24 protein-coding genes are annotated in these 23,260 nt (G+C 71.9%); 14 read left to right on the forward strand and 10 right to left on the reverse strand.

Annotated elements, in window-relative coordinates; translation table 11 throughout:
• Positions 1–53: 53 nt before the first annotated feature.
• The 4 genes from ACZ7HQ_RS39410 to ACZ7HQ_RS39425 form a co-directional block, all read right to left on the reverse strand.
• Entirely contained in the window at positions 54–989 is a 936-nt protein-coding gene (locus ACZ7HQ_RS39410) for a PD-(D/E)XK motif protein (RefSeq protein ID WP_471000619.1), read from the reverse strand.
• The gene (locus tag ACZ7HQ_RS39415; RefSeq protein WP_471000622.1) at positions 986–3,541 is read right to left on the reverse strand and encodes a Z1 domain-containing protein; all 2,556 of its coding nucleotides are present in this window, start codon (positions 3,539–3,541) and stop codon (positions 986–988) included. Before ACZ7HQ_RS39415 ends, ACZ7HQ_RS39410 begins: the two co-directional genes overlap by 4 nt.
• 112 nt (positions 3,542–3,653) lie before the next feature.
• Positions 3,654–4,148, reverse strand: coding sequence for a very short patch repair endonuclease (locus ACZ7HQ_RS39420; RefSeq protein ID WP_471000625.1), 495 nt, complete (start codon positions 4,146–4,148; stop codon positions 3,654–3,656).
• Positions 4,149–4,516: 368 nt separating this feature from the next.
• Positions 4,517–5,527: a hypothetical protein gene (locus ACZ7HQ_RS39425; RefSeq protein WP_471000627.1), complete on the reverse strand. Its 1,011-nt coding sequence runs from the start codon at positions 5,525–5,527 to the stop codon at positions 4,517–4,519.
• A gap of 237 nt (positions 5,528–5,764) precedes the next feature.
• On the opposite strand from ACZ7HQ_RS39425, the gene ACZ7HQ_RS39430 reads away from it, so the two are divergent.
• Positions 5,765–6,571, forward strand: coding sequence for a class E sortase (locus tag ACZ7HQ_RS39430; RefSeq protein WP_471000630.1), 807 nt, complete (start codon positions 5,765–5,767; stop codon positions 6,569–6,571).
• A gap of 30 nt (positions 6,572–6,601) precedes the next feature.
• Here ACZ7HQ_RS39430 and ACZ7HQ_RS39435 read toward each other — a convergent pair whose 3' ends face one another.
• Complete coding sequence (locus tag ACZ7HQ_RS39435) at positions 6,602–7,999, reverse strand: MFS transporter (RefSeq protein ID WP_471000633.1); 1,398 nt, start codon at positions 7,997–7,999, stop codon at positions 6,602–6,604.
• Between the two features lie 168 nt (positions 8,000–8,167).
• Here ACZ7HQ_RS39435 and ACZ7HQ_RS39440 point away from each other — a divergent pair, with 168 nt between their 5' ends.
• Complete coding sequence (locus ACZ7HQ_RS39440) at positions 8,168–8,695, forward strand: winged helix-turn-helix transcriptional regulator (protein ID WP_471000636.1); 528 nt, start codon at positions 8,168–8,170, stop codon at positions 8,693–8,695.
• 146 nt (positions 8,696–8,841) lie between these two features.
• Here ACZ7HQ_RS39440 and ACZ7HQ_RS39445 read toward each other — a convergent pair whose 3' ends face one another.
• Positions 8,842–9,609: a serine hydrolase domain-containing protein gene (locus ACZ7HQ_RS39445; RefSeq protein WP_471000639.1), complete on the reverse strand. Its 768-nt coding sequence runs from the start codon at positions 9,607–9,609 to the stop codon at positions 8,842–8,844.
• Positions 9,610–9,686: 77 nt separating this feature from the next.
• A complete protein-coding gene (locus ACZ7HQ_RS39450) occupies positions 9,687–10,091 on the reverse strand; it encodes a thiol-disulfide oxidoreductase DCC family protein (RefSeq protein ID WP_471000642.1) in 405 nt (134 codons plus the stop codon).
• A gap of 61 nt (positions 10,092–10,152) precedes the next feature.
• On the opposite strand from ACZ7HQ_RS39450, the gene ACZ7HQ_RS39455 reads away from it, so the two are divergent.
• The 3 genes from ACZ7HQ_RS39455 (at position 10,153) to ACZ7HQ_RS39465 (ending at position 12,301) form a co-directional block, all read left to right on the forward strand.
• Positions 10,153–10,464, forward strand: a complete 312-nt coding sequence (locus ACZ7HQ_RS39455) for a DUF6412 domain-containing protein (RefSeq protein ID WP_471000645.1) — start codon at positions 10,153–10,155, stop codon at positions 10,462–10,464.
• Between the two features lie 127 nt (positions 10,465–10,591).
• Entirely contained in the window at positions 10,592–11,317 is a 726-nt protein-coding gene (locus tag ACZ7HQ_RS39460) for a YidC/Oxa1 family membrane protein insertase (protein ID WP_471000648.1), read from the forward strand.
• Between the two features lie 126 nt (positions 11,318–11,443).
• On the forward strand, positions 11,444–12,301 hold the full coding sequence (locus tag ACZ7HQ_RS39465; protein WP_471000651.1) for a fumarylacetoacetate hydrolase family protein: 858 nt from the start codon (positions 11,444–11,446) through the stop codon (positions 12,299–12,301).
• A 101-nt stretch (positions 12,302–12,402) separates the two neighbouring features.
• Here ACZ7HQ_RS39465 and ACZ7HQ_RS39470 read toward each other — a convergent pair whose 3' ends face one another.
• The 3 genes from ACZ7HQ_RS39470 to ACZ7HQ_RS39480 form a co-directional block, all read right to left on the reverse strand.
• Positions 12,403–13,266 carry an LLM class F420-dependent oxidoreductase gene (locus tag ACZ7HQ_RS39470; protein ID WP_471000654.1) on the reverse strand — a complete coding sequence of 288 codons (864 nt, stop codon included), beginning with the start codon at positions 13,264–13,266 and terminating at the stop codon, positions 12,403–12,405.
• 85 nt (positions 13,267–13,351) lie between these two features.
• Positions 13,352–13,864 (reverse strand): heme-degrading domain-containing protein, encoded by a 513-nt coding sequence (locus tag ACZ7HQ_RS39475; RefSeq protein WP_471000657.1) that lies wholly within the window; start codon positions 13,862–13,864, stop codon positions 13,352–13,354.
• Positions 13,864–14,931: a Gfo/Idh/MocA family protein gene (locus ACZ7HQ_RS39480; protein WP_471000660.1), complete on the reverse strand. Its 1,068-nt coding sequence runs from the start codon at positions 14,929–14,931 to the stop codon at positions 13,864–13,866. Before ACZ7HQ_RS39480 ends, ACZ7HQ_RS39475 begins: the two co-directional genes overlap by 1 nt.
• A 48-nt stretch (positions 14,932–14,979) precedes the next feature.
• On the opposite strand from ACZ7HQ_RS39480, the gene ACZ7HQ_RS39485 reads away from it, so the two are divergent.
• From ACZ7HQ_RS39485 to ACZ7HQ_RS39525, 9 genes are all read left to right on the forward strand, one after another.
• The gene (locus ACZ7HQ_RS39485) at positions 14,980–16,212 is read left to right on the forward strand and encodes an ROK family transcriptional regulator (RefSeq protein ID WP_471000663.1); all 1,233 of its coding nucleotides are present in this window, start codon (positions 14,980–14,982) and stop codon (positions 16,210–16,212) included.
• A gap of 109 nt (positions 16,213–16,321) precedes the next feature.
• Complete coding sequence (locus tag ACZ7HQ_RS39490; protein ID WP_471000666.1) at positions 16,322–16,678, forward strand: hypothetical protein; 357 nt, start codon at positions 16,322–16,324, stop codon at positions 16,676–16,678.
• 268 nt (positions 16,679–16,946) lie between these two features.
• On the forward strand, positions 16,947–17,804 hold the full coding sequence (locus tag ACZ7HQ_RS39495; RefSeq protein WP_471000669.1) for a hypothetical protein: 858 nt from the start codon (positions 16,947–16,949) through the stop codon (positions 17,802–17,804).
• Positions 17,805–17,905: 101 nt separating this feature from the next.
• On the forward strand, positions 17,906–18,661 hold the full coding sequence (locus ACZ7HQ_RS39500; protein WP_471000672.1) for a GntR family transcriptional regulator: 756 nt from the start codon (positions 17,906–17,908) through the stop codon (positions 18,659–18,661).
• A 153-nt stretch (positions 18,662–18,814) separates the two neighbouring features.
• The gene (locus ACZ7HQ_RS39505; RefSeq protein ID WP_471000675.1) at positions 18,815–19,939 is read left to right on the forward strand and encodes a TIGR03364 family FAD-dependent oxidoreductase; all 1,125 of its coding nucleotides are present in this window, start codon (positions 18,815–18,817) and stop codon (positions 19,937–19,939) included.
• A 7-nt stretch (positions 19,940–19,946) separates the two neighbouring features.
• A complete protein-coding gene (locus ACZ7HQ_RS39510; protein ID WP_471000678.1) occupies positions 19,947–20,645 on the forward strand; it encodes a phosphonatase-like hydrolase in 699 nt (232 codons plus the stop codon).
• Position 20,646: 1 nt separating this feature from the next.
• On the forward strand, positions 20,647–21,693 hold the full coding sequence (locus tag ACZ7HQ_RS39515; RefSeq protein ID WP_471000681.1) for an ABC transporter ATP-binding protein: 1,047 nt from the start codon (positions 20,647–20,649) through the stop codon (positions 21,691–21,693).
• Positions 21,686–22,468, forward strand: coding sequence for a 2-aminoethylphosphonate ABC transporter permease subunit (locus tag ACZ7HQ_RS39520; protein WP_471000684.1), 783 nt, complete (start codon positions 21,686–21,688; stop codon positions 22,466–22,468). The genes ACZ7HQ_RS39515 and ACZ7HQ_RS39520 overlap by 8 nt, the downstream gene beginning before the upstream one ends.
• Positions 22,455–23,252, forward strand: a complete 798-nt coding sequence (locus tag ACZ7HQ_RS39525; protein WP_471000687.1) for an ABC transporter permease — start codon at positions 22,455–22,457, stop codon at positions 23,250–23,252. Before ACZ7HQ_RS39520 ends, ACZ7HQ_RS39525 begins: the two co-directional genes overlap by 14 nt.
• The last annotated feature ends 8 nt before the right edge of the window (positions 23,253–23,260 follow it).

Here is a 23,260-nt window from a genome sequence, read left to right on the forward strand (position 1 = left end):
GCGCTACGACAAACTCGCGGTCCGCTACGAGGCGACCGTCCTCGTCGCGGCCATCAACGAGTGGCTGTGACCAGCACATTCGATACACGCCCTAGAAGGGTTTGCGTCGTCAGTCGAGGGAAGTCAGGACCCACCCGGTACCACCTCTCTTCCCTGACCACAAAATGAACGCCGCGGTACTTCTCCGCATCGATGGGGCGGTAGCCGGCCGCAGCGAGCATGTTGAGGAGGGCGGCCTCGTCGTCGCATGAATGAAGCGTCTGCTCCAGCAACTCCAAGAATTCGAGCCCGGCACCACTTGGTTCAGGAGTCTCTAGACGGAACCAGGCCAGACAGAGCGTCCCCTCGGGGGGAGCGTCGAGCTGGTCGAGCCCGTGTATGCGGGGCTTTCGACTTCTGGTACCAATGCTTGCCTTGACCTCTACAGCCAGCTTTCCCCCGACGAAGTCGTGAGTGTGACCTTCGGGTCCGCGCCAGATCCGGTGGGCACTGGAGTCGCGCGAGAGGAGCCGACTCAACACCAGCAGCTCGCCGAACAATCCAGCGATCTGTTCAGGTCCGAGGGGAGCACTCTGCGACTGGAAGAGCGCCTTCCAGCGGTCAAGGACGCCGTAAAGCGCCTTGACCGGATTCCCGGGCAGGGCCGCAACCGCGCTCAGCACATCAACACACAGGTCCGTGAACAGGTCGTTGAGATCCGTGCGCAGGCAGGCGAGATCGGCATACGTCTGATACGTCTCATCGTCTTCCAACGGGCGCTTGCGCAGCCGGAGTACGGGGCCGTCAAGACTGGTCCGGAGTTTCCGATGCGTGTGTACCGGCACCAGCACGTGGCGGTACCCGTCATGGTCGACACCTGCGGCCAGGGCCCCTTGGGCCGTCATCACTGGCAGCTGTGACACACGCAGACGGCGTTCACCGGTGGTCTGCTCTGCCTCGAGTGCAACCCAATGCTCTTCGACCAACTTTCGGAAGGCCTCGTCGTTCACGCGTCTTCGCCTTCGACGAGCGGGCTGTAGTCCTCGTCCTCGATGCGCAATGCCGAAAGGTTGGCAGAGATGTACTTCTCGACCGTGCTGTCCCCATGCTGGGGCTTGGGGAATACCAGGCCCACACCTATGACGTGCTCCTCGGCGTTGAGCGGTGCGCGGAGCTTCTTGGTCGGGTCGGGCGTGGATACCTTGTCGATCGGATAGAGAACCAACAGCCCAGTGTCCGGGAGAAGCTCATGGCGCTTGTCCATGATGCCTTGCTCGGTCAGTTTCGCCGTGTCGCCGTCCAGATCCACAGCGGCGTCCCTGCGGCTCATGAGCGTCTTGATGTCGGCGAAGTAAGGATCGGGATTGCTCACGGCAAGACGAGCGCGGCTGTTGAGCCCGACCCGGATACCCGGAGCCAGGTCGAATGACTCACCTTTGGGATTACCGACAATCGCCACGTTCCAACGGCGAAGGGAGTCGGCTACTTTGATCCTCTTCTGGATGTAGCCGATGATCAGGTCGGCGTCATTCTCTGGCGAATTTTCATGGAATTTGTAGGTGCTGAGGAAATCGGTCACCACGTCGTGAGACACGTCACGGAAGACGTAGCGTCCTTCCGACGATCGGTCCTCTATTCGAACCGCATGCGAGCGAGACGCGGACACGAGGTCGCGCGCTGCGGTGATGTTCCCCCGGAGCCAGTCCGCGTCCGTGCGGAAGTAATGGGTCTGGACTCGCTTGCCACCATATGAAGAAGCTGCGGTGACGGCGTCGCGCATCTTGGCCGCCGCAGTGACGCGCAGTGCGGGGTGTGTGCGCAGGCGTACGGCGAAGGTGAGCGGTGTCTCGGCCTCGGTCATGTATATGTCGATGTCCCGGCGCATTTCCGTCTCGACGGTGGCGAGATGACGGAACCACTCGGCCAACTCGTCGGTCATCCAGATCCGAGGTAGATCCGCGTAGCCCTTCCTGAAGCCGAACCAACGCCCCATCTGCAACAGAGTGTCATACGCAGAGACGGCGCGGACGAAATAACTGACCGACAGTCCTTCGAGAGTCAGTCCGCGGGAAAGTGTGTTGCCGCCGACTGCGATTGCCACGACTGGGCCGTTTTCGTAGTCCAGACGATCCTCGCTGCTGGAGTTGTCCATGATGACACGGCAGCTTCGAAGCACACCGGGCAGCTCGGGTGTCAAGTCGTCGAAGGCGACCTTCGTCTCGCCGAACTCTTCCGCAGGCACACGCCCGGTCTCCTCCTCCCAGAGGTCGCGCAGCCGAGAGAGGAAGCTTGAGTCGGTGAGTGACTCGCCGGCGCGCTTCAACAGGTGTTGCAGTGGGCGCTTGAAGCTGTTGTGCACAGCTGTGTTGACGCTCGTGTGAACCAACATCGTGCTGTGCGGGTTGCCCTTGCGGCGCACGCGACGAGCTGCCGTGGTCAGCCAGAAGTACTCGACAGCCCGGCGGAGTGTGTCGGTGATGACGGGTTCGAAGCCATCGACGTCGGCCCTCGTCTCCGGGCGAACACACGGCACATCGTCGTCGGGGACCGAACGGATCATGTCGTATCCGTCGTCGACCTGCTCCGGGTCTTCGCCGTCGAGCGCATAGCGGCCGAACAGAACCTCCGTTCCGAAGTGCCCCTCCGGCTTCGGGAGGTTCACAACGAAGTCGCGGGGATACAAGTCCTGCGCGCTCGGATCAATGAGAAGGTTGGCGAAAGGAGATGCCGTGTAGCCCACGTAGGCGGAACGCGGCAGGCTGCTCATGATATTGAGGATCAGAGGGTTGATGGACTTCGTCGCAACCGTCGCCTGGTCCGCCTCGTCGTCAATGATCAACGCCGGGCAGTCCTGCAAGTAGTCCGCAGCCTTCTCCAGCCACTGCGCCAGTTTGCGAAGCACCGTCGCGTTCTTCTTGACCACGCACAGTACGTGTGTCTTGTTGCTCTTGCCGAAGTAGGAAGCCGGATTCTCCTGTGGAGTGAAGTCTTTGTCCAACCCGGTCAGTTGGGACCACAGCGACGGATTGGGCTCCACGAGTTGCTGAACCAGGCGCGCCTGGGTCTGGCGGCGGAGGCCGTTGTGGATGCCCGCCAGAACGATGAAGAGCTTGTAGCCGCGGTCGGCCGCCTTGGCCATGACGGAGGTGAAGTTGGTTGTCTTGCCGGACTGCACGTAGCCCACGACCAGACCGCGCGTGGAGAACGACTTCTCCTTGGGATGGTTCAGTAGAGAGACCACGCGGGTCGAGGAGTCGTCGAGGTTGCGGATGGCGGGTTCAACAGGCCAGCCGTCCTTCCGCAGCAGCTCGACAATCGCCGGCCAGCACTTGTCCTTGTCCTGCGGGCCCGTGTACCACGTGTCGCGGTTCCCGAGGATGACGGCATGCGGCTCTTCGAGTTCCTTGATGCGTATCGTCTGCTGTTCGTGGCGCTCGCGGATCTCCTGGACGATCTCCGGCCCGACTCCCAGCATCTCCAGCCGCTTGACCGCTTCCGAAGGCGGGAAGGTGTCCAGGAGCGCCTTGAACGTGTCATACATGCCGTCGAACTCGTCGGTCATAGGACCCGACCGCCCCCGCTCCCACTCGTCCATGTGTCTGGATCAGACCCGCGCTCCGGAAGCCCTGGCGTCCGGGGTGCTCCAGCGTCACCTTTACAAGGTCTACACATTATTAGGTCAGATGGTTGTCACTACCAAGCATCGTGTCCGGATTGATGCTTGACGCGGCCCGGCCGCCCGCTGAGGTCCGACCGCCCTTCGGCGCTACCAACTGTGCGATTCGACGTGTCACGTCCTCGGGGGATTCGTGCTCCCAGAAGCGCAACACCGTCCAACCCGCGTCTCGCAGGTGCTCCGTCGTCTCCAGGTCGCGCGCCATGTTCTTGTCGAGCTTGGCGCGCCACCACGAAGCGTTGGCCTTCGGGTGCGTGGCGTGTTCGGGGCAGCCGTGCCAGAAGCAGCCGTCCAGAAAGATCGCAACCTTGGCTTTGGTGAAGACGATGTCGATCGTCCGCCGAGGCATGCCCGGTACCGGCCGGTTCACTCGGTACCGGAGTCCTGCCGCGTGAAGGAGTCGGCGAACGGCGACTTCGGGCGCTGTGTCGCGCGATCCCTGACGGCTCATGCGAGCGGACACGGCGGCGGAGGAAGGCACTGCATGTGACACGGCAGCAATTCTGCCGGCGTAGCTGGAGCCATGTGGCTCTGCCAGGGAAAAGAAGTCTTGGATTCGGATGTGTGAGGAGCAAGCCCCCGCTTCTCGGGCATTGGTGCGCTTCTGCGGGCCGCCTCAGGGGCTCGTCCGCTTCGCTCACGTGTCGGTTGGCACCGATGACCCTTCGGGCCACCCCCTTGACCCGGGCCGCTCCAGCAACGGTAAGAAGCGAGCGGGCGGCCCGGGGAAGGCGGAGGCCCGGGGGAGCGGCCGCCCGGGTGGGCTGGAGGTGCCGCCGGAGCGGCGGGGCGCGCCAGTCGGGTGGCGGCACGCCGGGTCGGCTCAGCGGCGTGCGCTCGGTGGTGGCGCGGGTTGCGTTCCTAGGCTCCGTGGCAGCCCTCGTACACCTCGGCCGAGCCACACCAGCACTCCGCCCCCCGCACCGGCGGCCAAGCCACCGCCCGCCCCCGGGCCGCCAGCGTCGTCGCGTACTGCGGTAGCAGGGTCGTGTCCGCCGGTGATGACCCCTCCGATGCCGCGAACGCCTCGTAGGACGGGACCGTGCCCGTGACGATGCCGAGGTTGGCGGTGCCGGAGGAGGACAGTTCGCGCAGGGAGGACTCTATGGTCGCGAGGTGGGTCTCGTGGGACGGGTACTCCGAGGACAGGGGCGGGTACGCCGACAGCAGCTCGGCGAGTTCCGGTGCCGGCCAGTGCAGGACCGCCACCGGGAACGGGCGGGAGAGGGCCTCTCGGTAGGCGCCCAGTTCGGCCCTGAGGCGGGAGATCTCCGCCGCCAGTTCTGCCGGGTTGTCGGAGCCCAGAGACCAGACGCGTTTCGGGTCGTGGAGTTCGTCCAGCGGGACCGGGGCCGTGTGGAGGGTGTCGGCCAGTGTGTCCCAGGCGTCGTGCGGCAGGCCCCGCATGCGGCGGACCCGGTGGCGGCCGTAGAGGAGGGGGTGGGCCGACGCGGAGGGCTCCTGTCCGTCCGGCAGCAGCAGGCGGGCCGCCTCCGTGAAGGTCTCCTCCGCGGCCTCCAGCTCGTCGTGCGACTCCAGGGACTCCGCGATGATCACCCAGGGGCCCGGGTCCCGGGGGGCCGTCGTGCGCAGTCCCTCGATGATCGCTCTTGCCTCGGCCTCGTGGCCGTACTCCCAGAGGTTCGACGCCTTCAGGGCGCGGACCAGGGCGGGGTTCTCCAGGCCGTCCGTGGTGGACAGCAGGCGGTCGTAGAGCGCGGTGGCCGCGGGGCGGTCGCCGGACAGTTCGAGGTGGGCCGCGGCGCGCAGCAGGAGGGCCTCGGCGTCCTCGGGATACAGTCCGGCGGTCCGCTCCAGGCGTGCCGCTTCGGCGGTGTGGTCGACGTTCTCGGCAGGCGTGTCGGGGCGCATGGGGGACACCGTACTGAAGAGTGCGGACGGGGGGAGGTAAGCCCTGGTCAGGGTCCTGCCGGAGGTCTCCTCACACCGTCACCCCGTCCACCTGGAGCGTCTGGACCGACTTCGCCGCGAAGGGGACCGACAGCGTCCTGCCCGACAGACTGGCGTGGTATTCAGTTCCCGCGCTGCTATGGCCAGTTGGGCCTGCCGCGCCTACCCTGCGCACGGCTCCCGTGGAGGTGGGTGCGGATGCTTGCGGCGTCGGGCGTGCGGGTCGTACGGCACAGCGATCGGCGCAGGCGTGCCCGGCTCAGGCGGATGCTGTGGGGCGGCGGCGAGGTGTTCGTCACCGTCGGGGTGCTGCTCGTGCTGCTGGTCGTGCACCAGCTGTGGTGGACCAACCGGGAGGCCCGGCGCGGGGCCGAGCGGCAGGTGGAGGCGCTGGAGCGGGAGTGGGGCCCCGGGGCGGGCGGCGGTCGTGCGGTCTCCCCGCCCACGGCGCCCGCGTCACCCCGGGCGTCCTCGTCGTCCTCCGCACCGGTGTCCGGGACCGTCGGGTCACGTGCGCCGCAGCGGTCGTACGCCCCCGTCGGCCTGCCGCGGCAGTCCCAGGCGTACGCCATCCTCGTCATCCCCCGCCTTGGGCTGCGCGTCCCCGTCGCCGAGGGCGTGAGCAAGGCCGACGTCCTCAACAAGGGGTACGCCGGCCATTACCGGGGGACCCAACAGCCCGGCCAGGCGGGCAACTTCGCGCTCGCCGGGCACCGGAACACGCACGGCGAGCCCTTCCGGTATCTGCCCCGGATGCGGCGCGGGGACGACATCGAGGTGGAGACGCGGACGGCGACGTACACGTACGGCGTCGACCAGATCCTGCCGCAGACCTCCGCCATGGACTCGGGGGTCGTCCGGCCGGTTCCGCGTTCCGTGGTGCGGCCGGCGTACGGGTACGACACACCCGGCTACTACATCACCCTGACCACCTGCACGCCCGAGTTCACCTCGCGCTACCGGATGGTGGTGTGGGGCAGGCTGGTGTCCGTGCGGCCACGCTAGGGCCGCTCCGGAGGGTCTGGCCCCCGCCGGCTACTGCCGCTCCCGCAGCACCACCACCCCGACCGCCCCCGCCGCCGCCAGCCCCGCCGACACCAGCAGGGCGATGTCCGCGCCGTGCGCCGGGTTCCCGGCCGACGTGGCCAGGGCGATGGTCAGGGCCACGCCGGCGCAGGAGCCGATGTAGCGGAAGGTCTGCTGGGCGCCGGAGCCCATCGCGGCGCGTTCGCGCGGGACCGACTCGACGGCGAGCAGCGGCAGCGCGCCGTTGAGCAGACCGCTGCCCACCCCGCCGAGGACGAGGCCGGGCAGCAGCCGGGTCCAGTGGCCGGAGGCGAGGGCGCCGAGCATGGTCAGGACGGCGACGGCGTGCAGGGCGAAGCCGACGGCCAGCTGGACGCGCGGGGCGACCCGGCCGGCGAGGTGTTTGACCTGGAGGGCCACCACGAAGCTCAGCCCGGACCAGAGCAGGAACAGCCAGGCCGTCGCCATCGGGGACATCCGGAGCGTCTGCTGGAGCAGGGCCGGCAGGAAGCTGAACATGCCGATCACCGCGAGACCCGTGAAGAGGCCGCCGGCCGCCGAGGCGAGGAAGCGGGCGTGGCGCAGCAGGCCGAGGTCGATCATCGGCGTGGCGGTGCGGTGTTCCACCGCGGCGAAGAGGGCGATCAGGACCACGGCGGCCGCGAGGAGGAGTCCGACCGGGGCGCGCAGCCAGCCGTCGCGGCCCAGGGTGAGGGCCGCGACCAGGGCCATCAGGGCCAGGCCGAAGGTCAGGGCGCCGAGGATGTCCGGCCGGCCGCCGCGCGGGGCGCGGGACTCGGTGAGCGCTCGGGTGCCGAGCGCGGCGACGACGAGGGCGGCGGCGCCCAGGATGCCGTACGCGATCCGCCAGCTCGGCAGCGCGCCCGTGACCAGCGGGCCCACCGCGATGCCGCCGCTGACGAAGGCGCCCCACACGCCGGTCGCGTGCAGCCGGCCGCGTGGTGAGGGGAAGGCCGCCACCAGCAGGCCGAGGCTGCTCGCCAGGATCGCCGCGCTCGCCGCTCCCTGGGCGATGCGGGCGAGGGTGAACTGCCAGGTCGAGGTGGTGAACGCGCCGAGGGCGGTGGTGAGGCCGAGGGCCAGGGTGCCGCTGAGGAAGATACGGCGGCGGCCGTAGTCGTCGGCGAGGCTGCCGGCCACCAGCAGCAGGGCGGCGAGGCCGAGCGGGGTGCCGTTCAGCAGCCAGGCCTGGCCGGAGAGCGGGGTGTGCAGGGCGGCCGCCGTGTCCGGCAGCGTGACCATCGGGGCCGTGTAGGTCATCAGCGCCACGGCGGTGGCCGCGCTGGTCAGGGCGAGGGTGGCTCTGGGGCGTGTGGGGGCGTCCGGGGCGGTCGCGCCGCCCACGGCTGAGGCGGCTGGGGTGGTGGTGGAGTCGAGCCCGGTCATGGCGTGGTCCTGTCCTTCCGGGGACTGGGGCGACGTAACGGGTGGCTCAGGGGAACCGGCGTACGGCCCACCTCTACAGTTCGGTCATTGAACTGACCTGGCTCTCACCGTAACACTGCAGGTTCGGTCACCGAACCAACCTGTCGGAAAGTGGCTACAGTGGACGGCATGGCACTGGGCAAGGACTACGCGACACAGGAGTGCTCGATCGCTCGCGCGCTCGAGATCGTCGGCGAACGCTGGACGCTGCTCGTCGTCCGGGACGCGCTGTTCGGGGTGCGGCGGTACAACGACTTCCTGGTCCACCTCGGCATCCCGCGCGCCGTCCTGGCCGCCCGTCTGCAGACCCTGACCGCCGAGGGCATCCTCGAAAAGCGCAGGTACCAGCAGTCGCCGCCGCGCGACGAGTACGTCCTCACCGAGCGCGGCACCGCCCTGTGGCCCACCCTGCGCGCCCTCGGCCTGTGGGGGCGGGAGCACGTCACCGAGAAGAGGTTGCGCTACTTCCGGCACGCGGACTGCGGCACGGAACTCGGGCGGTACGGCGAATGCGCCCGCTGCGGGGTCGTCGTACCGGTCCCGGACGTGATCATGGAGCCCGGCCCGGGGCTCGACCGGGACCCGGCGGATCCGGTCAGCCGGGCCCTGCTGAAGCCGAAGCGACTGCTGGAGCCGCTGGAGACGGAGCCCGCCTGACCGCGCGGGTGGTGCCGGGTGGCGTGAGCCCGGCTGGTGGCGTGCGGGTGGTTGCCGGGTGGCGTGAGCGTGGCCGGTGGCGCGGGCGGTCGCCGGGTGTCACGGAGCCCGCCCGGCCGCCCGGGCGGTGCCGGGAGCCTGGCGGCTCAGGAGGCGTCGGCGCGGCCGTCCCTCAGGAGGCCGACGCCGATTCGGTCGGTACGGTCCGACGAGCCGCCCAGCCGGTGGACGACCACCCACCGGCCGTCCGTCATCGCTCCGGCGAAGAGCGAGGCGTGCCGGGTCGCGCCGTTGTGCCAGCGCACCGGGCCGGTCGTCTGCCAGGAGGGAGCGGGATCCCCGAGGCGGCGCTCGACCGCCAGCCGGACGAGCAGATCGGCGACCGCACGTGGGGTGGCCCACAGACCGCCCGCCGGAAGGATCGCCCCGTCCATGGTCCAGGGCCTGCGGTCCCTGCCGAACAGCCCCGGGGCGAGCAGCCGCCGGGTCGCCTCCGGCCGCACGCTCACCTCGTGGACGTCCAGTGGCCCAAGGACGTGCTCGGCGAGCAGTTCCTCGTACGGCGCACCGGCCGCGCTCACCAGTGCGGCGCCCAGCACGGCGTACCCGAGGTTGGAGTACTCCTGCTCTCCCGGTGGCCGGATCGTCACCCTGTCGAGCCGGCCGAGCAGCCGGTGCAGGGCGTCACCGTCGAACGCGGCGTACGGATCGCGGCCCCCGGCGCCGGGCGGCAGGCGCGGCAGCCCCGACGTGTGCTCGGCCAGGTGCCGCAGCGTGATCCCGGTGCCGGGCGCGGCGGGGAGCAGGCGCTCGACGGGGTCGTCTAGGCCGAGCAGACCCGCGGCGGCCATGCGCACGAGGGCCGTACCGGTGAGCACCTTGGTGAAGGAGCCGATCTCGACGAACCGGTCCACGGCGTGGCCGTCACCGGCCCGTGCGGGTGCCGTGCTGCTCAGGACGCAGGTGGGTGTGCGAGGCAGGGCGAGTCCTTTCAGGCGCGGCGCGGGGGAACGGCGCAGGCGGCGGTGGCTCCGGGCAGACGGTGTCGGTGCCGGGACACCTGGCGGTACACGGCGCGCGAGAGGACGCGTACGCCCGGGAAGCCGACGAGGGCCGCCAGGGCGCGGTGCGGCCGGGACGGTGAGGAGGCCACGAAGCGGGCCAGCGCGTCGGCGCCCGACGCGACGACCGTGCCGCCGTCCAGGAGCAGCACCTCCGACTCCAGACGCCGGACATGGGGCGCGGTCGTCTCCTCGGGCAGGAACTGCCAGGGCACCGCGTCGATCGTCGGCCGGGCAACGGCGCGGATGCGGTCGACGGACGCCTGGCAGAAGCCGCAGTCCCCGTCGTAGGCGAGGACGAGCGGTGCGCGGGACGTGCTGGCGGGGCCGGTCACCCGCACATTGTATAAATGACAGGCAGACACTGGTGGTTGTGACCGTGGGGAGGGGAGCCAGGTGGTCCGCAGTCTCGCGAGGTCACGCGCGCTCGCCCCGCTGTTGCTCCTGCTGCTGCCGGTCCTGCTGCTCGACACCGGCAACCTCTCCGCGACCGTGGCGCTCGCCGCGACCACGGCGGCCGCCGCCGCGTTCGCCGCCTGCGCGCTCGTCGCCGCCCGCTCGGCCCCCGCCGTCCCGCCCACCCGGGTGCGCACGGCCATCCGCGACCGGGCCCGCCGTACGGCCTTCCTGCCGCAGCGCGATCCCGACGCGCCCGGCCGGCGCCGGCCCAGGGCACCCGGACACGCCCCTGCGGCGACCGCCGCGTAGGGCACGTCCCGGCGCACCTCTGCGACACCTGTGTACGTGACCCCGCGCGGGTCGTCATGCCGTTCTGCTCATGTCCCGGAACATTCCGGAACTTTCCGGCACGACGAGACCCCCGGAGGGCTCACCCATGTCCGTCTTCTCCGTCTTCGCCCGCCTGGTCGAGCAGCTCGCCGACCTGCTCCAGCCGCTCTTCCACGCCTCCGCGGCCGCCGCCGCGATCGTCCTGTTCACCGCCCTCGTACGACTCCTCGTCCACCCCCTGTCCCGCGCCGCCGCCCGCGGCCAGCGCGCCCGCGCCGAACTCCAGCCGCGCATCGCCGAGCTGCGCGAGAAGCACGCCGAGGATCCGCAGCGGCTGCAGCGGGCGGTGCTCGAACTGCACGCCGAGGAACGGGTCTCGCCGCTCTCCGGCTGCCTGCCCAGCCTGCTCCAGCTGCCCGCCTTCTTCCTGCTCTACCACCTCTTCTCCAGCTCCACGATCGGCGGCGAGAGCAACGGGCTGCTCGGCCACCGGCTGTTCGCGGCGCCGCTCGGCGGGAAGTGGGCCGACGCGCTCGGCGGCGGTGGGGTGTTCGGCCCGGCCGGTCTGGTCTACCTCGCGCTCTTCGTCCTCGTCGCGGCCGTCGCCGCCTTCAACTACCGGCGCACCACGCGGATGGTGGCGAACAACCCGGCCGCGGCGGGCGCCACGGGCGGTGCGCAGGTGCCGGGGCTCGGGGCGGTCGGCAAGGTCATGCCGTTCATGTCCTTCTTCACGCTGTTCACCGTGGCGGTCGTCCCGCTCGCCGCCGCGCTGTACGTCGTCACCAGCACGGCCTGGAGCGCGGTGGAACGGGCCGCGCTCTACAGGTGAGGGGCCCGGTTACGGTCCAGTACGTGAACAGGGTCTTGCGGAGTGGACGGCCGGATTGGAGGATCGGCCAGTCCTCCGATGGCTGCACCCATCGGCCGGGCGCCCGCGACCGAGGGAGATGTGACCATGAAGCTGCTGCGAGTCGGTACGGCGGGGGCGGAGCGGCCCGCGCTGCTGGACGCCGAGGGAACCCTCAGGGACCTGTCGGGGATCGTCGAGGACATCGACGGCGCGTTCCTCGCCGACGAGACCGCGCTCGACCGGGTACGGGCCGCCGCCGAGGCCGGCGAGCTGCCCGCACTGGACGCGACGGGCCTCAGGATCGGTCCCCCGCTCGGCCGCATCGGCAAGATCGTGTGCATCGGGCTCAACTACCACGACCACGCCCGCGAGACCGGCGCCGAACCGCCCGCCGAGCCGGTGGTCTTCTTCAAGGCGCCGGACACGGTGGTCGGGCCGTACGACACGGTGCTCGTCCCGCGGGGATCGGCCAAGACCGACTGGGAAGTGGAGCTGGCGGTCGTCGTCGGGCGTACGGCCCGCTACGTGGAGTCGGCCGAGGAGGCGCTCGGGCACGTCGCCGGGTACGCGGTGGCCCATGACGTGTCCGAGCGGGAGTTCCAGATCGAGCGCGGCGGGACCTGGGACAAGGGGAAGAACTGCGAGACGTTCAACCCGCTGGGGCCGTGGCTGGTGACGGCGGACGAGGTCGCCGACCCGCAGAACCTCTCCCTGAAGCTGTGGGTCAACGGCGAGCTGAAGCAGGACGGTACGACGGCCGAGCAGATCTTCCCGGTGGCGGAGGTCGTGCGGTACGTCAGCCAGTTCATGACCCTGTACCCCGGGGACGTGATCAACACCGGGACCCCGGCGGGGGTGGCCATGGGGCAGCCCGAGCCGAAGCCGTATCTGAAGGCCGGGGACGTCGTCGAGCTGGAGGTCTCCGGGCTCGGGCGGCAGCGGCAGGAGCTCAAGGACGCGTAGACGCTCCGCTGGGGGACGCCGGGAACCGCGGGCCGGTCGTCGGCCGCGGGCGGTTCCCGGCGGGTCGCGCAGTTCCCCGCGCCCCTTTCGGGTGGGACCGCTTACCCCAGCAGAGAGGCGAGCCTGCGCCATTCCTCCCTCGGCAGGGCGTCCCGCTCGTCATCCGCCACCACCTGGAGGGCCACATGGTCCGCGCCCGCCCGGTGGAAGGTGTCGATCCGCTCGCGGATGCGGTTCTCGTCGCCCCAGGCGAACAGCGCGTCCACCAGGCGGTCGCTGCCGCCGTCGGCCAGGTCGTCCTCGGTGAAGCCGTGGCGCAGGAAGTTGGTCGTGTAGTTCGGCAGGGCCAGGTACATGTCCAGGGTCCGGCGGGCCAGGGCGCGGGCGCGGGACGGGTCGGTCTCCAGGACGACCTTCAGTTCCGGGGCGAGCAGCGGGCCCTCCCCGAGGATCTCGCGGGCCTGGGCGGTGTGCTCGGGGGTGACCAGGTACGGCACCGCGCCCGCCGCCCGGTCGCCGGACAGCTGCAGGGTCTTCGGGCCGAGGGCGGCCAGCACCCGGCGCTCGGCGGGCACCCCGGCCGCGTCCAGGGCGTCGAGGTAGGAGACCAGGGCCGAGTACGGGCGGCGGTACCGGTCGGTGAGCTTGGCGTGGCTCACACCGAGGCCGAGCACGAAGCGGCCGGGGTGGGCGGCGTCCACCTCGGCGTAGGCCGCCGCGCTCGCCTCGGCGTCGTAGTCCCAGATGCTCTGGATGCTGGTGCCCACCGTGAGGGTGCCGGTCGCCTCCAGGAGCGGTACGGCGTGCCGGGCGGCGCTGCTGCCGCCCAGCCATACGGCTCCGTAGCCGAGGGACTCCAACTCGGCTGCCGCATCCGCCAGTTCACCGCGCCGGGAGGGGTCCTCCGTGCGCAGGCCGACGCTCCAGACGCCGTACCGGCCGATCCTGTCCTTCAGGGTGCTCATGGGTCGATCCCTCCGGGTGGGGCCGTGATCGTCACGTTGCAGCCATTCCCAACCGGAGGGATCCCTCACGTAATCCCGGAGGGCGTCACACCTTCAGGAACTGCTCCAGCGCCGCCACGACGAACCTGTGGTCCTGCAGCTGGGGCAGGCCGGACACCGTCACCGCGCCGACGACGCCCACGTTCTCGACGGTGATCGGGAACGAGCCGCCGTGCGCCGCGTAGGTGTCGGGGTCCAGGCGGGAGGAGTCCTCGAAGGACGTGCCCTTGGCGCGGAAACGGGCGCCGACCAGGTAGGAGGAGGCGCCGTAGCGCTCCACCACGCGGCGCTTGCGGGCGATCCAGGCGTCGTTGTCCGGTGCGGACCCCGGCAGGGCCGCGTGGAAGAGCTGCTGGCCGCCGCGGTGGATGTCGACCGCGAGCGGGGCCTGGCGCTCCCGGGCCAGCTCGACCAGGAGCGAGCCGAGGGCCCAGGCGTCGTCGTGGGTGAACTGCCGGAAGACCAGGCGGCGTTCCTGCGCCTCCAGTTCCTCGACCGAGGGGGTGAGTTCGGGGGTGGTCCTGGGGGTGATCTGCGGGTGGTGCTGCTGGTGCTGCATCAGAGAGTCACCGTCACCTTGTCCCGGGCGGACCTGCGGGCCGCTTCCAGTACGTCGAGGGCGGCCGCCGCCTCCAGCGCCGTCACGGGGTTGGGGCCGGCGCCCCTGAGTGCCCCGGCCACCGCCGCGTAGTAGGCGGGGTAGTCGCCGGGCAGGGTCGGTACGGGGGTGCCGCCGCCGGTCAGCGGGGACTCGCCGGCGCCGATGCGGCCGTGGAGGGACTCGGGCTCCGCGCCCCAGTGGGGGCCGGGGCGCAGGCCCTCGCGCAGGGCCGCCTCCTGCGGGTCGAGGCCGTACTTCACATAGCCGGCGCGGGAGCCCAGGACCCGGAAGCGGGGGCCGAGCTGGGCGGTCGTCGCGGAGACGTAGAGGTGGGAGCGGACGCCGTTCGCGTGGGTGAGCGCGATGAAGGTGTCGTCGTCGGTCTCGGCGCCGGGGCGGCGGATGTCCGTCTCGGCGTACACCTCGGTGACCGGGCCGAAGAGGACCAGGGCCTGGTCGACGACATGGCTGCCGAGGTCGTAGAGCAGACCTCCGATCTCTGCCGGGTCGCCGGACTCGCGCCAGCCGCCCTTCGGTTGGGGGCGCCAGCGCTCGAAGCGGGACTCGAAGCGCCACACGTCGCCCAGGTCGCCCTGGGAGACCAGCTTGCTCAGGGTCAGGAAGTCGTTGTCCCAGCGGCGGTTCTGGAAGACGGACAGCAGCAGTCCGCGCTCCTCGGCGAGGGCGGCGAGGTCGCGGGCCTCGGCCGCGGTGCCGGCGACCGGCTTGTCCACGACGACCGGCAGGCCGGCCTTGAGGGCGGCGGAGGCGAGCGGGACGTGCGTCCTGTTCGGGGAGGCGATGACGACCAGGTCCAGCCGGTCCGCTCGGTCGAACAGCTCCTCGAGCGTGGCGACGGGCGTCACGTCCGGGAACTCGGCGCGGGCCTGCTCCTGCCGCTCCGGGTTGGCGGTGACCACGGTGTCCAGGGTGAGGCCCTCGGTGGCGGCGATCAGCGGGGCGTGGAAGACGGAGCCGGCGAGGCCGTAGCCGATCAGGCCGACGCGGAGGGGGGTAGCAGTCATGCGACCTACTTTCGCAACGCTGTTGCCAAAGTGCAAGTGGTGGGGACAATGGGTGGCGTGAACAGGACGAGGACGGGGACGGGGACGGGGACAGGGGCGGGTCCGGGGACGACGGCGGGGACGGGGGCCGGCCCGGGACCGGGACCCGGGCCTGGGCCTGGGAGCGGCGGTCCGTCGGGGGCGAACCTCGGCGCGGTGCGCAGCCACAACACCGCGCTGGTGCTGGGGCTGCTGCGGGACGCCGGGGCCGAGGGCATCAGCCGGCTCGAACTGGCCGAGCGGACCGGGCTGACCCCGCAGGCCGTCAGCAAGATCACCGCGCGGCTGCGGGAGGAGGGGTTCGCGGCGGAGGCCGGGCGGCGGGCGTCGACGGGCGGCAAGCCGCGGACCGTGCTGCGGCTCGTGCCGGAGGCGGCGCACGCGGTGGGAGTGCATCTGGACCGGGACGGGCTGCGGGTGGTGCTGGTCGATCTGCACGGCGCCGTGGTGGGGGAGCGGCGGGCCGGGCTGGATCTGGGGGCCGGTGCGCAGGCCGTGCTGGGCGTGGTCGCCGGAGTGGTGGCGGGGACGGTGCGCGACGGCCTGGGCCTCGTCCTCGGTGAGCAGGCGCCGGCCGGGGCCGGGACCCTGTTGGGGGTGGGCGTGGCCCTCCCCGGGCCGCTCGACCATGCGCGGGGGGTGCTGCACCGGGTCACGGGGTTTCCCGAGTGGGACGGGTTTCCGCTGCGGGACGCGCTCGGGGAGCGGCTGGGGGTGCCGGTCGTGGTGGACAAGGACACCAACGCCGCGGCGCTCGGGCTGTCGGTGGCGGGCGAGGGCGGATCCTTCGCCTATCTGCACCTCGGGACCGGGCTCGGTGCCGGGCTCGTGATCGGCGGGCGCGTGCACCGGGGGGCGCGGACCGGGGCCGGGGAGTTCGGGCACCAGGTGATCCAGCTGGACGGGCCGCTGTGCGAGTGCGGGAACCGGGGCTGCGTGGAGGCGCTGTGCCTGGCGGCGGTGGGGCGCGGGGAGCCCGGGGAGGCGGCGCGTGTGCTGGGGGTGGGGGCGGCGAACCTGGTCGGGCTGCTGGACATCGACGTGGTGCTGCTCGGCGGCCGGACGGTCGCGGGGGCACCGGAGGCGTACGTACGGGGGGTCGATGAGGTGCTCCGGGCGCGGGCCCGGCGGGAGGGGGTGCCCGCGGGGACGGTGCGGGTCGCTCCGCGGGGGGAGCGGGTGGTGGCCGAGGGGGCCGCGCAGCTGCTGTTGGCGCCCGTGTTCGGGCGGGGGGACGTGTAGGCGCGCTGTGTCTGCGGCCGGATGGGTCGCTCACCGCGCCACGGATGCGACGGCACCGCACCGCACGGGTACTCGGTGCAGCCAGGCCTTCCCCGTAAGGAGGTACGACGTGGACCCGACCAGGAGGAGAGCCGCCGCCGGTGTGCTGGGAGCCGCCGTGCTCTGTCTCGCGGTGCCCGCCCAGGTGTCCGCCGCCACCGGCGCACCCGCGAAACCCACGCGCTACTGCGGAACGGACCGGGCCACCGGACTCGGGGTGTCGGCCACCGGGAACGTGCCCTGTGCCACCGCGCGCCAGGTGGTCGCCGCGTACACCAAGGTCTGGCACGGCACGAAGGGCGCACCCGTCGAGGTGCGCGCGGCCGGGGCCACCTGGAAGTGCCAGGAACGCCGGGGTGACCCCAACCCGTACCAGGAGTGCGTCGCCGCGCGGGACCACACCCGCCTGGTCACGCTGACGTCGTGACCGGAGGTTCTCCCATGGTGTCCGTGCGTATCCGGCTGCGCCAGGAACGCTCGAGCGCTAGACGGCCGACGGGGGGCACCCGGACAAGTCCGAGCTGCGGGCGCTCCAGGAGGCCGACGCCAAGCGCCTCGCGACGGCCTCCCAGGCCCAGCGCGTCTGCGGTCCCTGAGGCCCGGGGTCCCGTCGCCGGAGCTGCGCTGATCGGGCGGAGTTCCGGCCCGTCCCGGAGTGGCGTGCGCGCCCCCCGCCCGCGACCCGGCATGGTCATGTGTTCATGCGACTGTGCACGTCCCTGTCCCTCAGTCTTGCCGCAGCCGCCGCCGTGGTCGTCCCCGTGTCGTCGCCGGCACCCGCCTTCGCCGACACGCCCCCGGCCTGCGTCGGCGCCGACGCGCACTCCTTCCCGCTGACCACCCGCATCCGCGGTGGCCCGGGCTCCTACGAGGCGGGCGGCGGATACGGCACCTGGTACCTCGACCTCACCAACACCACCCGCCGGACCTGCACCGGCGTCCACCCCGTTGTCGTCCTCGTCGACGACAGACGCGCACTGAGACCCGGCCAGGCCGAACTGGACTTCTACGACGGCCACCGGGCCCGGCCGGTGACGTTCGAGAGCACCGACGAGCAGGAACTGGTCGGCGTGCTCGACGGCGAGGGGTTCGCCGGCTTCGCGGTACCGCCCGGCGGGACCGTCAGCGTCAAGGTCAGGCTCGCGCTCCGCTCCGACGTCGTGGCCGAGCGGGTCACCGCCACCGCCGCCCTCGTCCAGCGCAGGGGTGACGACGGGGACTGGGTCGGGCAGTCCAACGCGTACCGGTTCGGGATCGGCCGGAACGGCGAGGAGCCGCCGCCGGACGCGACGCCGGAGCCGGACGGCACACAGGGGGGCGGCGGGGTGAGTCCCAGCGCGTCCGGCAGCCCGCAGGCCACACCCGGCACCGGGACCCCCACCGCGACGCCCCCTTCCTCGCCGCCGCCCGCCCAGGAGGTGGAGGCGGCCGGAGAGTGGGCCCGCGAGCTGGCCCGTACCGGACCCGGCCGCGCCGCCGGGTTGCTCGCGGGGGCCGTCGCGCTCCTCGGCGTCGGCGGCACGGCCCTGCTGGTGGCCCGCAGACGCCGTTGAAGCGCACACGCCGTTGAACCGCGGGCCGGGGTGCGGCGGGCCGGGGCGGCGTGGCCAGGGTGCCGTGGGGCGTGAGCCGCCCCGTCTGCGACGATCCCTGCGTGGACTATCCGAACGACCAGGCCCCCGGCGCCCCCGTCCGCTCCGGCATCCCCGAGCACGGGCGTATCCCCAAGTACTACGCGGTCAAGGCACGGATCGCCGCGCTGCTGGAGGAACTCGGGGAGGGCAGTGTCATCCCCACCGAGCGGGACCTCGCCGAGCGGTACGACGTCGCCCGGGAGACCGTGCGGCAGGCCGTACGGGAGCTGGTGCTGGAAGGGCGGCTGAGGCGGAAGGGGCGGGGGACCGTCGTCGCGGGGGCCAAGCTGGCCCAGCCGCTGTCCCTCGCCAGCTACACCGAGGGTGTGCGCCGGCAGGGCCGTACGCCCGGCCGCGCCCTCGTCACCCTGGACCGTTTCCCCTGCCCGGAGGCCCTGGCCGCCGAGACCGGGCTCACCCGGGGCGAACCCGTCTGGCACCTGGAGCGCGTGCTGCTCGCCGACGAGGAACGGGTCGGCCTGGAGAGCACGTACGTCGCGGTCGCGCGGGTGCCCCGGCTGGACGCCGACTTCGACCCGGACTCCTCCTTCTACGGCTACCTCACCACCCAGGGCCTCTCCTTCGGGGACGCCGACGAGCGCATCGAGACCGTGCTGGCCACACCCCGCGAGGCCCTGCTCATCGGCACCCCGCCCGCGCTGCCCATGCTGCTGATCCACCGGATCTCCCGGGATACGCAGGGGCGGCCCCTGGAGCGGGTGCGGTCGCTGTACCGGGGCGACCGGTTCTCGTTCACCACACATCTCAAAGGCTGAAAGGCGCCCTCTCAAGGGCTGAAAAACGCCCCGCCGACAGCCGTCGTGATGTCACGAAAAGATAACGGGTCTAGCCCAAACGTGATGGGTCGTTCACGCTCTCGTTGTCAGCCGGACCCTTCCGGTTCCCCGATCGCGAGGAGCGTTGCAGCCGTGAGAGTGACAGTCGTCGGAGCAGGCGTGGTGGGCACCATGCACGCCTGGCACGCAGTGCGGCGCGGCCACCAGGTCGTCCAGATCGAGCGCGAGGCCGAGGCGCGCGGCGCCTCGCTGCGCAACTTCGGGCAGATCTGGGTCAGTGGCCGCGCCGGTGGAGAAGAGCTGGAGACCGCGCTGCGGGCGCGGGAGCTGTGGGAAGGGATCGGAAAGCGGGTCCCGGCGCTCGGCTTCAGGGCCAACGGGTCCCTGACCCCGGTCCGCGGCCCCCTCGAACTCGCCGTCGCCGAGGCCGCCGCGGCCCGCCCGGACGCCGCCGCCCGCGGCTACAAGCTCCTCGCTCCGGACGAGGCCCGCGCCCTCAACCCGGCCCTGCGGGGCGACTTCACCGCCGCCCTGTACTGCGAGCGGGACGCGGCCGTCGAGCCGCGCACCGCCCAGCTGGCCCTGCGGGAAGAACTGCTGAAGTCCCCGGACTACACCTTCCTGCCGGGACGTGAGGTGCGCGAGGTGACCGGCCCCGGCACCGTCCGGGACGACCACGGGGACGTGCACCGGGCCGACGCGGTGGTGCTGTGCACCGGCGCCTGGCTCGGCGGCCTGGTCCGCGAACTGGCCGGGCCGGATCTGCCCGTGCGCCGTGTGCGCCTCCAGATGATGCAGACCGACCCGCTGGGCGAGCGGCTGCCGACCTCGGTCGCCGACGCCGACAGCTTCCGTTACTACCCGGCGTACGCCTCCCCGGCCCTGGACCGGCTCAACGCCGACCAGCCCCAGCCGGAGACCGCCGCCACGCACAGGATGCAGCTGCTCATGGTGCAGCGCGCCGACGGCGGCCTGACCATCGGCGACACCCACGAGTACGAGCACCCCTTCGCCTTCGACACCGTCGAGGAGCCGTACGAGCACCTCACCGGCGTCGTCGAGTCCCTCCTCGGCCGGCCGCTGCCGCGCGTCCGCCGCCGCTGGGCGGGCGTGTACGCGCAGTGCACCGAGCCCGGCCGGGTCGTGCACCGGCAGCAGGTGCACGAGGGGGTGTGGCTGGTCACCGGGCCCGGCGGGCGCGGCATGACCTGCGCCCCCGCGATAGCCGAGACCACCGCGAACGAACTGGGCTGGTGAGCACCAGATGACCGACATCAGCAACGACATCCGTCTCGTCGTCCTCGACATGGCCGGTACGACCGTGGCCGACGGCGGACTGGTCGAGCGGGCCTTCGAGGCGGCGGCCACCGAACTGGGCGTCGCACCCGGCTCGGCCGAGCACGCCGAGCACCTCGCCTACGTCCGCGCCACCATGGGCGAGTCCAAGATCTCCGTCTTCCGGCACCTGTTCGGCGACGAGGAGAGCGCCCGGCGCGCCAACACCGCCTTCGAGAAGGCCTACGGCGACCTCGTCGACGCGGGCCTGATCGCCCCGGTGCCGGGCGCCCGCGAGGCCATCGAGGAGCTGGCCGGCGGTGGCCGCACCGTCGTCCTGACCACCGGCTTCGCCCGCGTCACGCAGGACGCCCTCCTCGACGCCCTCGGCTGGCAGGACCTCGTCCCGCTCACCCTGTGCCCGGCCGACGCCGGCGGGCGCGGACGGCCGTACCCGGACATGGTCCTCGAGGCCTTCGTCCGCACCAAGGCCGCCGAGGACGTGCGGCAGATCGCCGTCGTCGGGGACACGTCGTACGACGTGCTCAGCGGCGTACGTGCCGGGGCTGGCCTGGTCGCCGGTGTGCGCACCGGGGCCCACGGGGACGCGGAGTTCCGCGCCGCCGGTGCCACCCACGTCCTCGACTCCGTCGCCGGCCTGCCCGCGCTGCTCCCGGGAGCCCGGTGAGATGAGCATCCGCTTCGACTCCGTCACCGTCGCCTACGACGGCCACGTCGTCCTCGACTCCCTCGACCTGACCGTCGAGCCCGGCGAGGTCATGGCGCTGCTCGGGCCGTCCGGCTCCGGCAAGACCACCGCGCTGCGGGCGGTCGCCGGGTTCGTACGGCCCGCGTCCGGGCGGGTGCTCCTCGGCGGCAGGGACGTGACGGACCTGCCGCCGTACCGGCGCGGCATCGGGATGGTCGTCCAGCAGTACGCGCTGTTCCCGCACATGCGGGTGGACGAGAACGTGGCCTTCGGACTCAGGGCCCGCAGGACGGCCAGGGGCGAGATGCGGCAGCGGGTCGCCGAGGCGCTGGAGATGACCGGCATGGCCGCCTACGCCCGCCGGCATCCGCGCGAGCTGTCCGGCGGGCAGCAGCAGCGGGTCGCCATCGCCCGCGCGCTGGCCATCCGGCCCGACGTGCTGCTCCTGGACGAGCCGCTGTCCGCACTCGACGCCCGGCTGCGGTCCGGCATGCTGGCCGAACTCGCCCGGCTGCACCGCGAGTTGCCGGACGTGACGATGCTCTACGTCACCCATGACCAGGTCGAGGCGCTGACCCTGGCGGACCGGATCGCCGTCATGGACCGGGCGAGGCTGCAGGCCTGCGGGACACCCAGGGAGCTGTACCGGGCGCCCGCCGACGCGTTCACGGCGTCCTTCGTGGGCGGCGCGAACCTGGTGCCGGTGACGGTGGGCCGCGGCGGCGTCTCCTTCGCGGGCGCGGAGCTGAAGGTCGACACGGGGGACGCGGTCGCAGGCGCACGGGCCACGTTGTGCGTACGGCCGCATCTGGTCGGGCTGGGGGAAGGCCCCAACCAACTCGTGGGCGTCGTACGGGAGATCCAGTGGCGGGGGGCCACGCATCGGCTGTACGTGGAGGTCGGCGGGCACGCGGTGACGGCGGACGTGCGCGAACTGAGGGATCCGCCGGGGTACGGGGACGCCGTGACGTTGCACTTCGCCGCCGAGGACGCGGTGCTGCTGCCCGCGGGGGTCGGCCATGAGTAGGCGACTGCTGTGGGCCCTCCCGCCCCTCGCTCTCCTCACCCTCTTCTTCCTCTACCCCCTCGCCCTCGTCGCCCGGCAGTCCTTCCAGCCGGACGGCGGCGGCACCTCCCTGCAGCCGTACGCCGACGTCCTCGCCTCGGCCGCCTTCCGGAACGCCCTGTGGACCACCGTCTGGCTGGCGCTGGCCTCCACCGCCGGATGCCTGGTCCTCGGTTTCCTGCTCGCGCTGGTCATCGCGTTCGTGCCGTTCTCCGGGGCGAAGGCGGTGGCGCGGTTCATCGACGTGTACCTGTCCTTCCCGTCCTTCCTGATCACACTGGCGCTGCTGTTCATCTACGGCACGACCGGCATCATCGGCTCCTTCCAGTTCCTCACCACGCCCTGGGGCGTGCTGCTGGCGGAGGTTACGTACTTCACGCCGTTCGTGATGCGACCGCTGCTCGCCGCGTTCTCGCAACTGGACACCGCGCAGCTGGAGGCGGCTTCGAGCCTCGGCGGCCGCGCCCTGCGCATCGTCCGGCGCATCATCCTGCCCGAGGCGCTGCCCGCGCTCGCGGCCGGCGGGAGTCTCGTCCTCGTGCTCTGCCTCAACGAGTTCGGGATCGTGCTGTTCACCGGCGCCAAGGGGGTCACGACCCTGCCGATGCTCGTCTACGGCAAGGCGATCCTGGAGTCCGACTACCCGGGCGCGTGCGTGGTCGCCGTCGTCAACGTCCTGATCTCCGTGGGCCTCTACGGCCTCTACCGGGTGGTGAGCCGCCGTGCTGGTGCATAGCCGCGGGGCCAGGTGGGCCGTGTGGGCGGTGTTCGCCGCCCTCTTCCTGCCGCTGTTCGCCCTCCCCCTGCTCGTCGTCCTCGGCGCCTCCTTCGCGACCCACTGGTCCGGCGTCCTGCCCTCGGGCCCGACCGCGGCCAACTACCGGTCCGCCACCCGCGGCGAGGCCCTCCAGGCCCTCACCACCAGCCTGCTCACGGCCACCGCCGCCAGCCTGCTCGCACTGACCGTCGGCACCTGGGCCGCACTGGCCGGGGCGGCCCTGAAGAAGCGGTACCGCAGGCTCGTGGACGCCCTGTTCGTGCTGCCGGTCGCCGTGCCCTCGGTCGTGGTCGGACTGTCGGTCCTGGTCGCCTTCTCCAAGCCGCCGATGCTGCTCAACGGCACCCGGTGGATCGTGATCCTCGCGCACACCGTGCTGGTCACCGCGTTCGCCCACCAGTCCGTGTCAGCGGCGATCAGCCGCCTCGACCCTGCCTGTGAACAGGCCGCCGCCTCCCTCGGCGCCCGGCCCTCCTACGTGCTGTGGCGGGTCCGCCTCCCCCTCCTGCTGCCCTCGCTCACCGCCGCGGCCGGCCTCTGCTTCGCCCTGTCCATGGGCGAGCTGAGCGCCACGATGATGCTCTATCCGCCCGACTGGACCCCGCTGCCGGTCCTGATCTACGCGGCCACCGACCGCGGCGCCCTGTTCACCGGCTCCGCCGTCGCCGTGGTGCTGATGGCCGCGACCTTGCTCGTCCTGTTCGCCGTCTCCCGGGTCCGCACCCGGGCCTCCTACCGCTGACCGACGCC

It is taken from the genome of Streptomyces sp. NPDC037290, assembly GCF_055603245.1.

Bases quoted from the DNA above. Each gene is read 5' to 3' on its own strand.
- ACZ7HQ_RS39415 (WP_471000622.1), bottom strand. From the start codon at position 3,541: ATGACCGACGAGTTCGACGGCATGTATGACACGTTCAAGGCGCTCCTG.
- ACZ7HQ_RS39425 (WP_471000627.1), bottom strand. From the start codon at position 5,527: ATGCGCCCCGACACGCCTGCCGAGAACGTCGACCACACCGCCGAAGCG.
- ACZ7HQ_RS39430 (WP_471000630.1), top strand. From the start codon at position 5,765: ATGCTTGCGGCGTCGGGCGTGCGGGTCGTACGGCACAGCGATCGGCGC.
- ACZ7HQ_RS39435 (WP_471000633.1), bottom strand. From the start codon at position 7,999: ATGACCGGGCTCGACTCCACCACCACCCCAGCCGCCTCAGCCGTGGGC.
- ACZ7HQ_RS39440 (WP_471000636.1), top strand. From the start codon at position 8,168: ATGGCACTGGGCAAGGACTACGCGACACAGGAGTGCTCGATCGCTCGC.
- ACZ7HQ_RS39460 (WP_471000648.1), top strand. From the start codon at position 10,592: ATGTCCGTCTTCTCCGTCTTCGCCCGCCTGGTCGAGCAGCTCGCCGAC.
- ACZ7HQ_RS39465 (WP_471000651.1), top strand. From the start codon at position 11,444: ATGAAGCTGCTGCGAGTCGGTACGGCGGGGGCGGAGCGGCCCGCGCTG.
- ACZ7HQ_RS39470 (WP_471000654.1), bottom strand. From the start codon at position 13,266: ATGAGCACCCTGAAGGACAGGATCGGCCGGTACGGCGTCTGGAGCGTC.
- ACZ7HQ_RS39475 (WP_471000657.1), bottom strand. From the start codon at position 13,864: ATGCAGCACCAGCAGCACCACCCGCAGATCACCCCCAGGACCACCCCC.
- ACZ7HQ_RS39480 (WP_471000660.1), bottom strand. From the start codon at position 14,931: ATGACTGCTACCCCCCTCCGCGTCGGCCTGATCGGCTACGGCCTCGCC.
- ACZ7HQ_RS39485 (WP_471000663.1), top strand. From the start codon at position 14,980: ATGGGTGGCGTGAACAGGACGAGGACGGGGACGGGGACGGGGACAGGG.
- ACZ7HQ_RS39510 (WP_471000678.1), top strand. From the start codon at position 19,947: ATGACCGACATCAGCAACGACATCCGTCTCGTCGTCCTCGACATGGCC.
- ACZ7HQ_RS39515 (WP_471000681.1), top strand. From the start codon at position 20,647: ATGAGCATCCGCTTCGACTCCGTCACCGTCGCCTACGACGGCCACGTC.
- ACZ7HQ_RS39520 (WP_471000684.1), top strand. From the start codon at position 21,686: ATGAGTAGGCGACTGCTGTGGGCCCTCCCGCCCCTCGCTCTCCTCACC.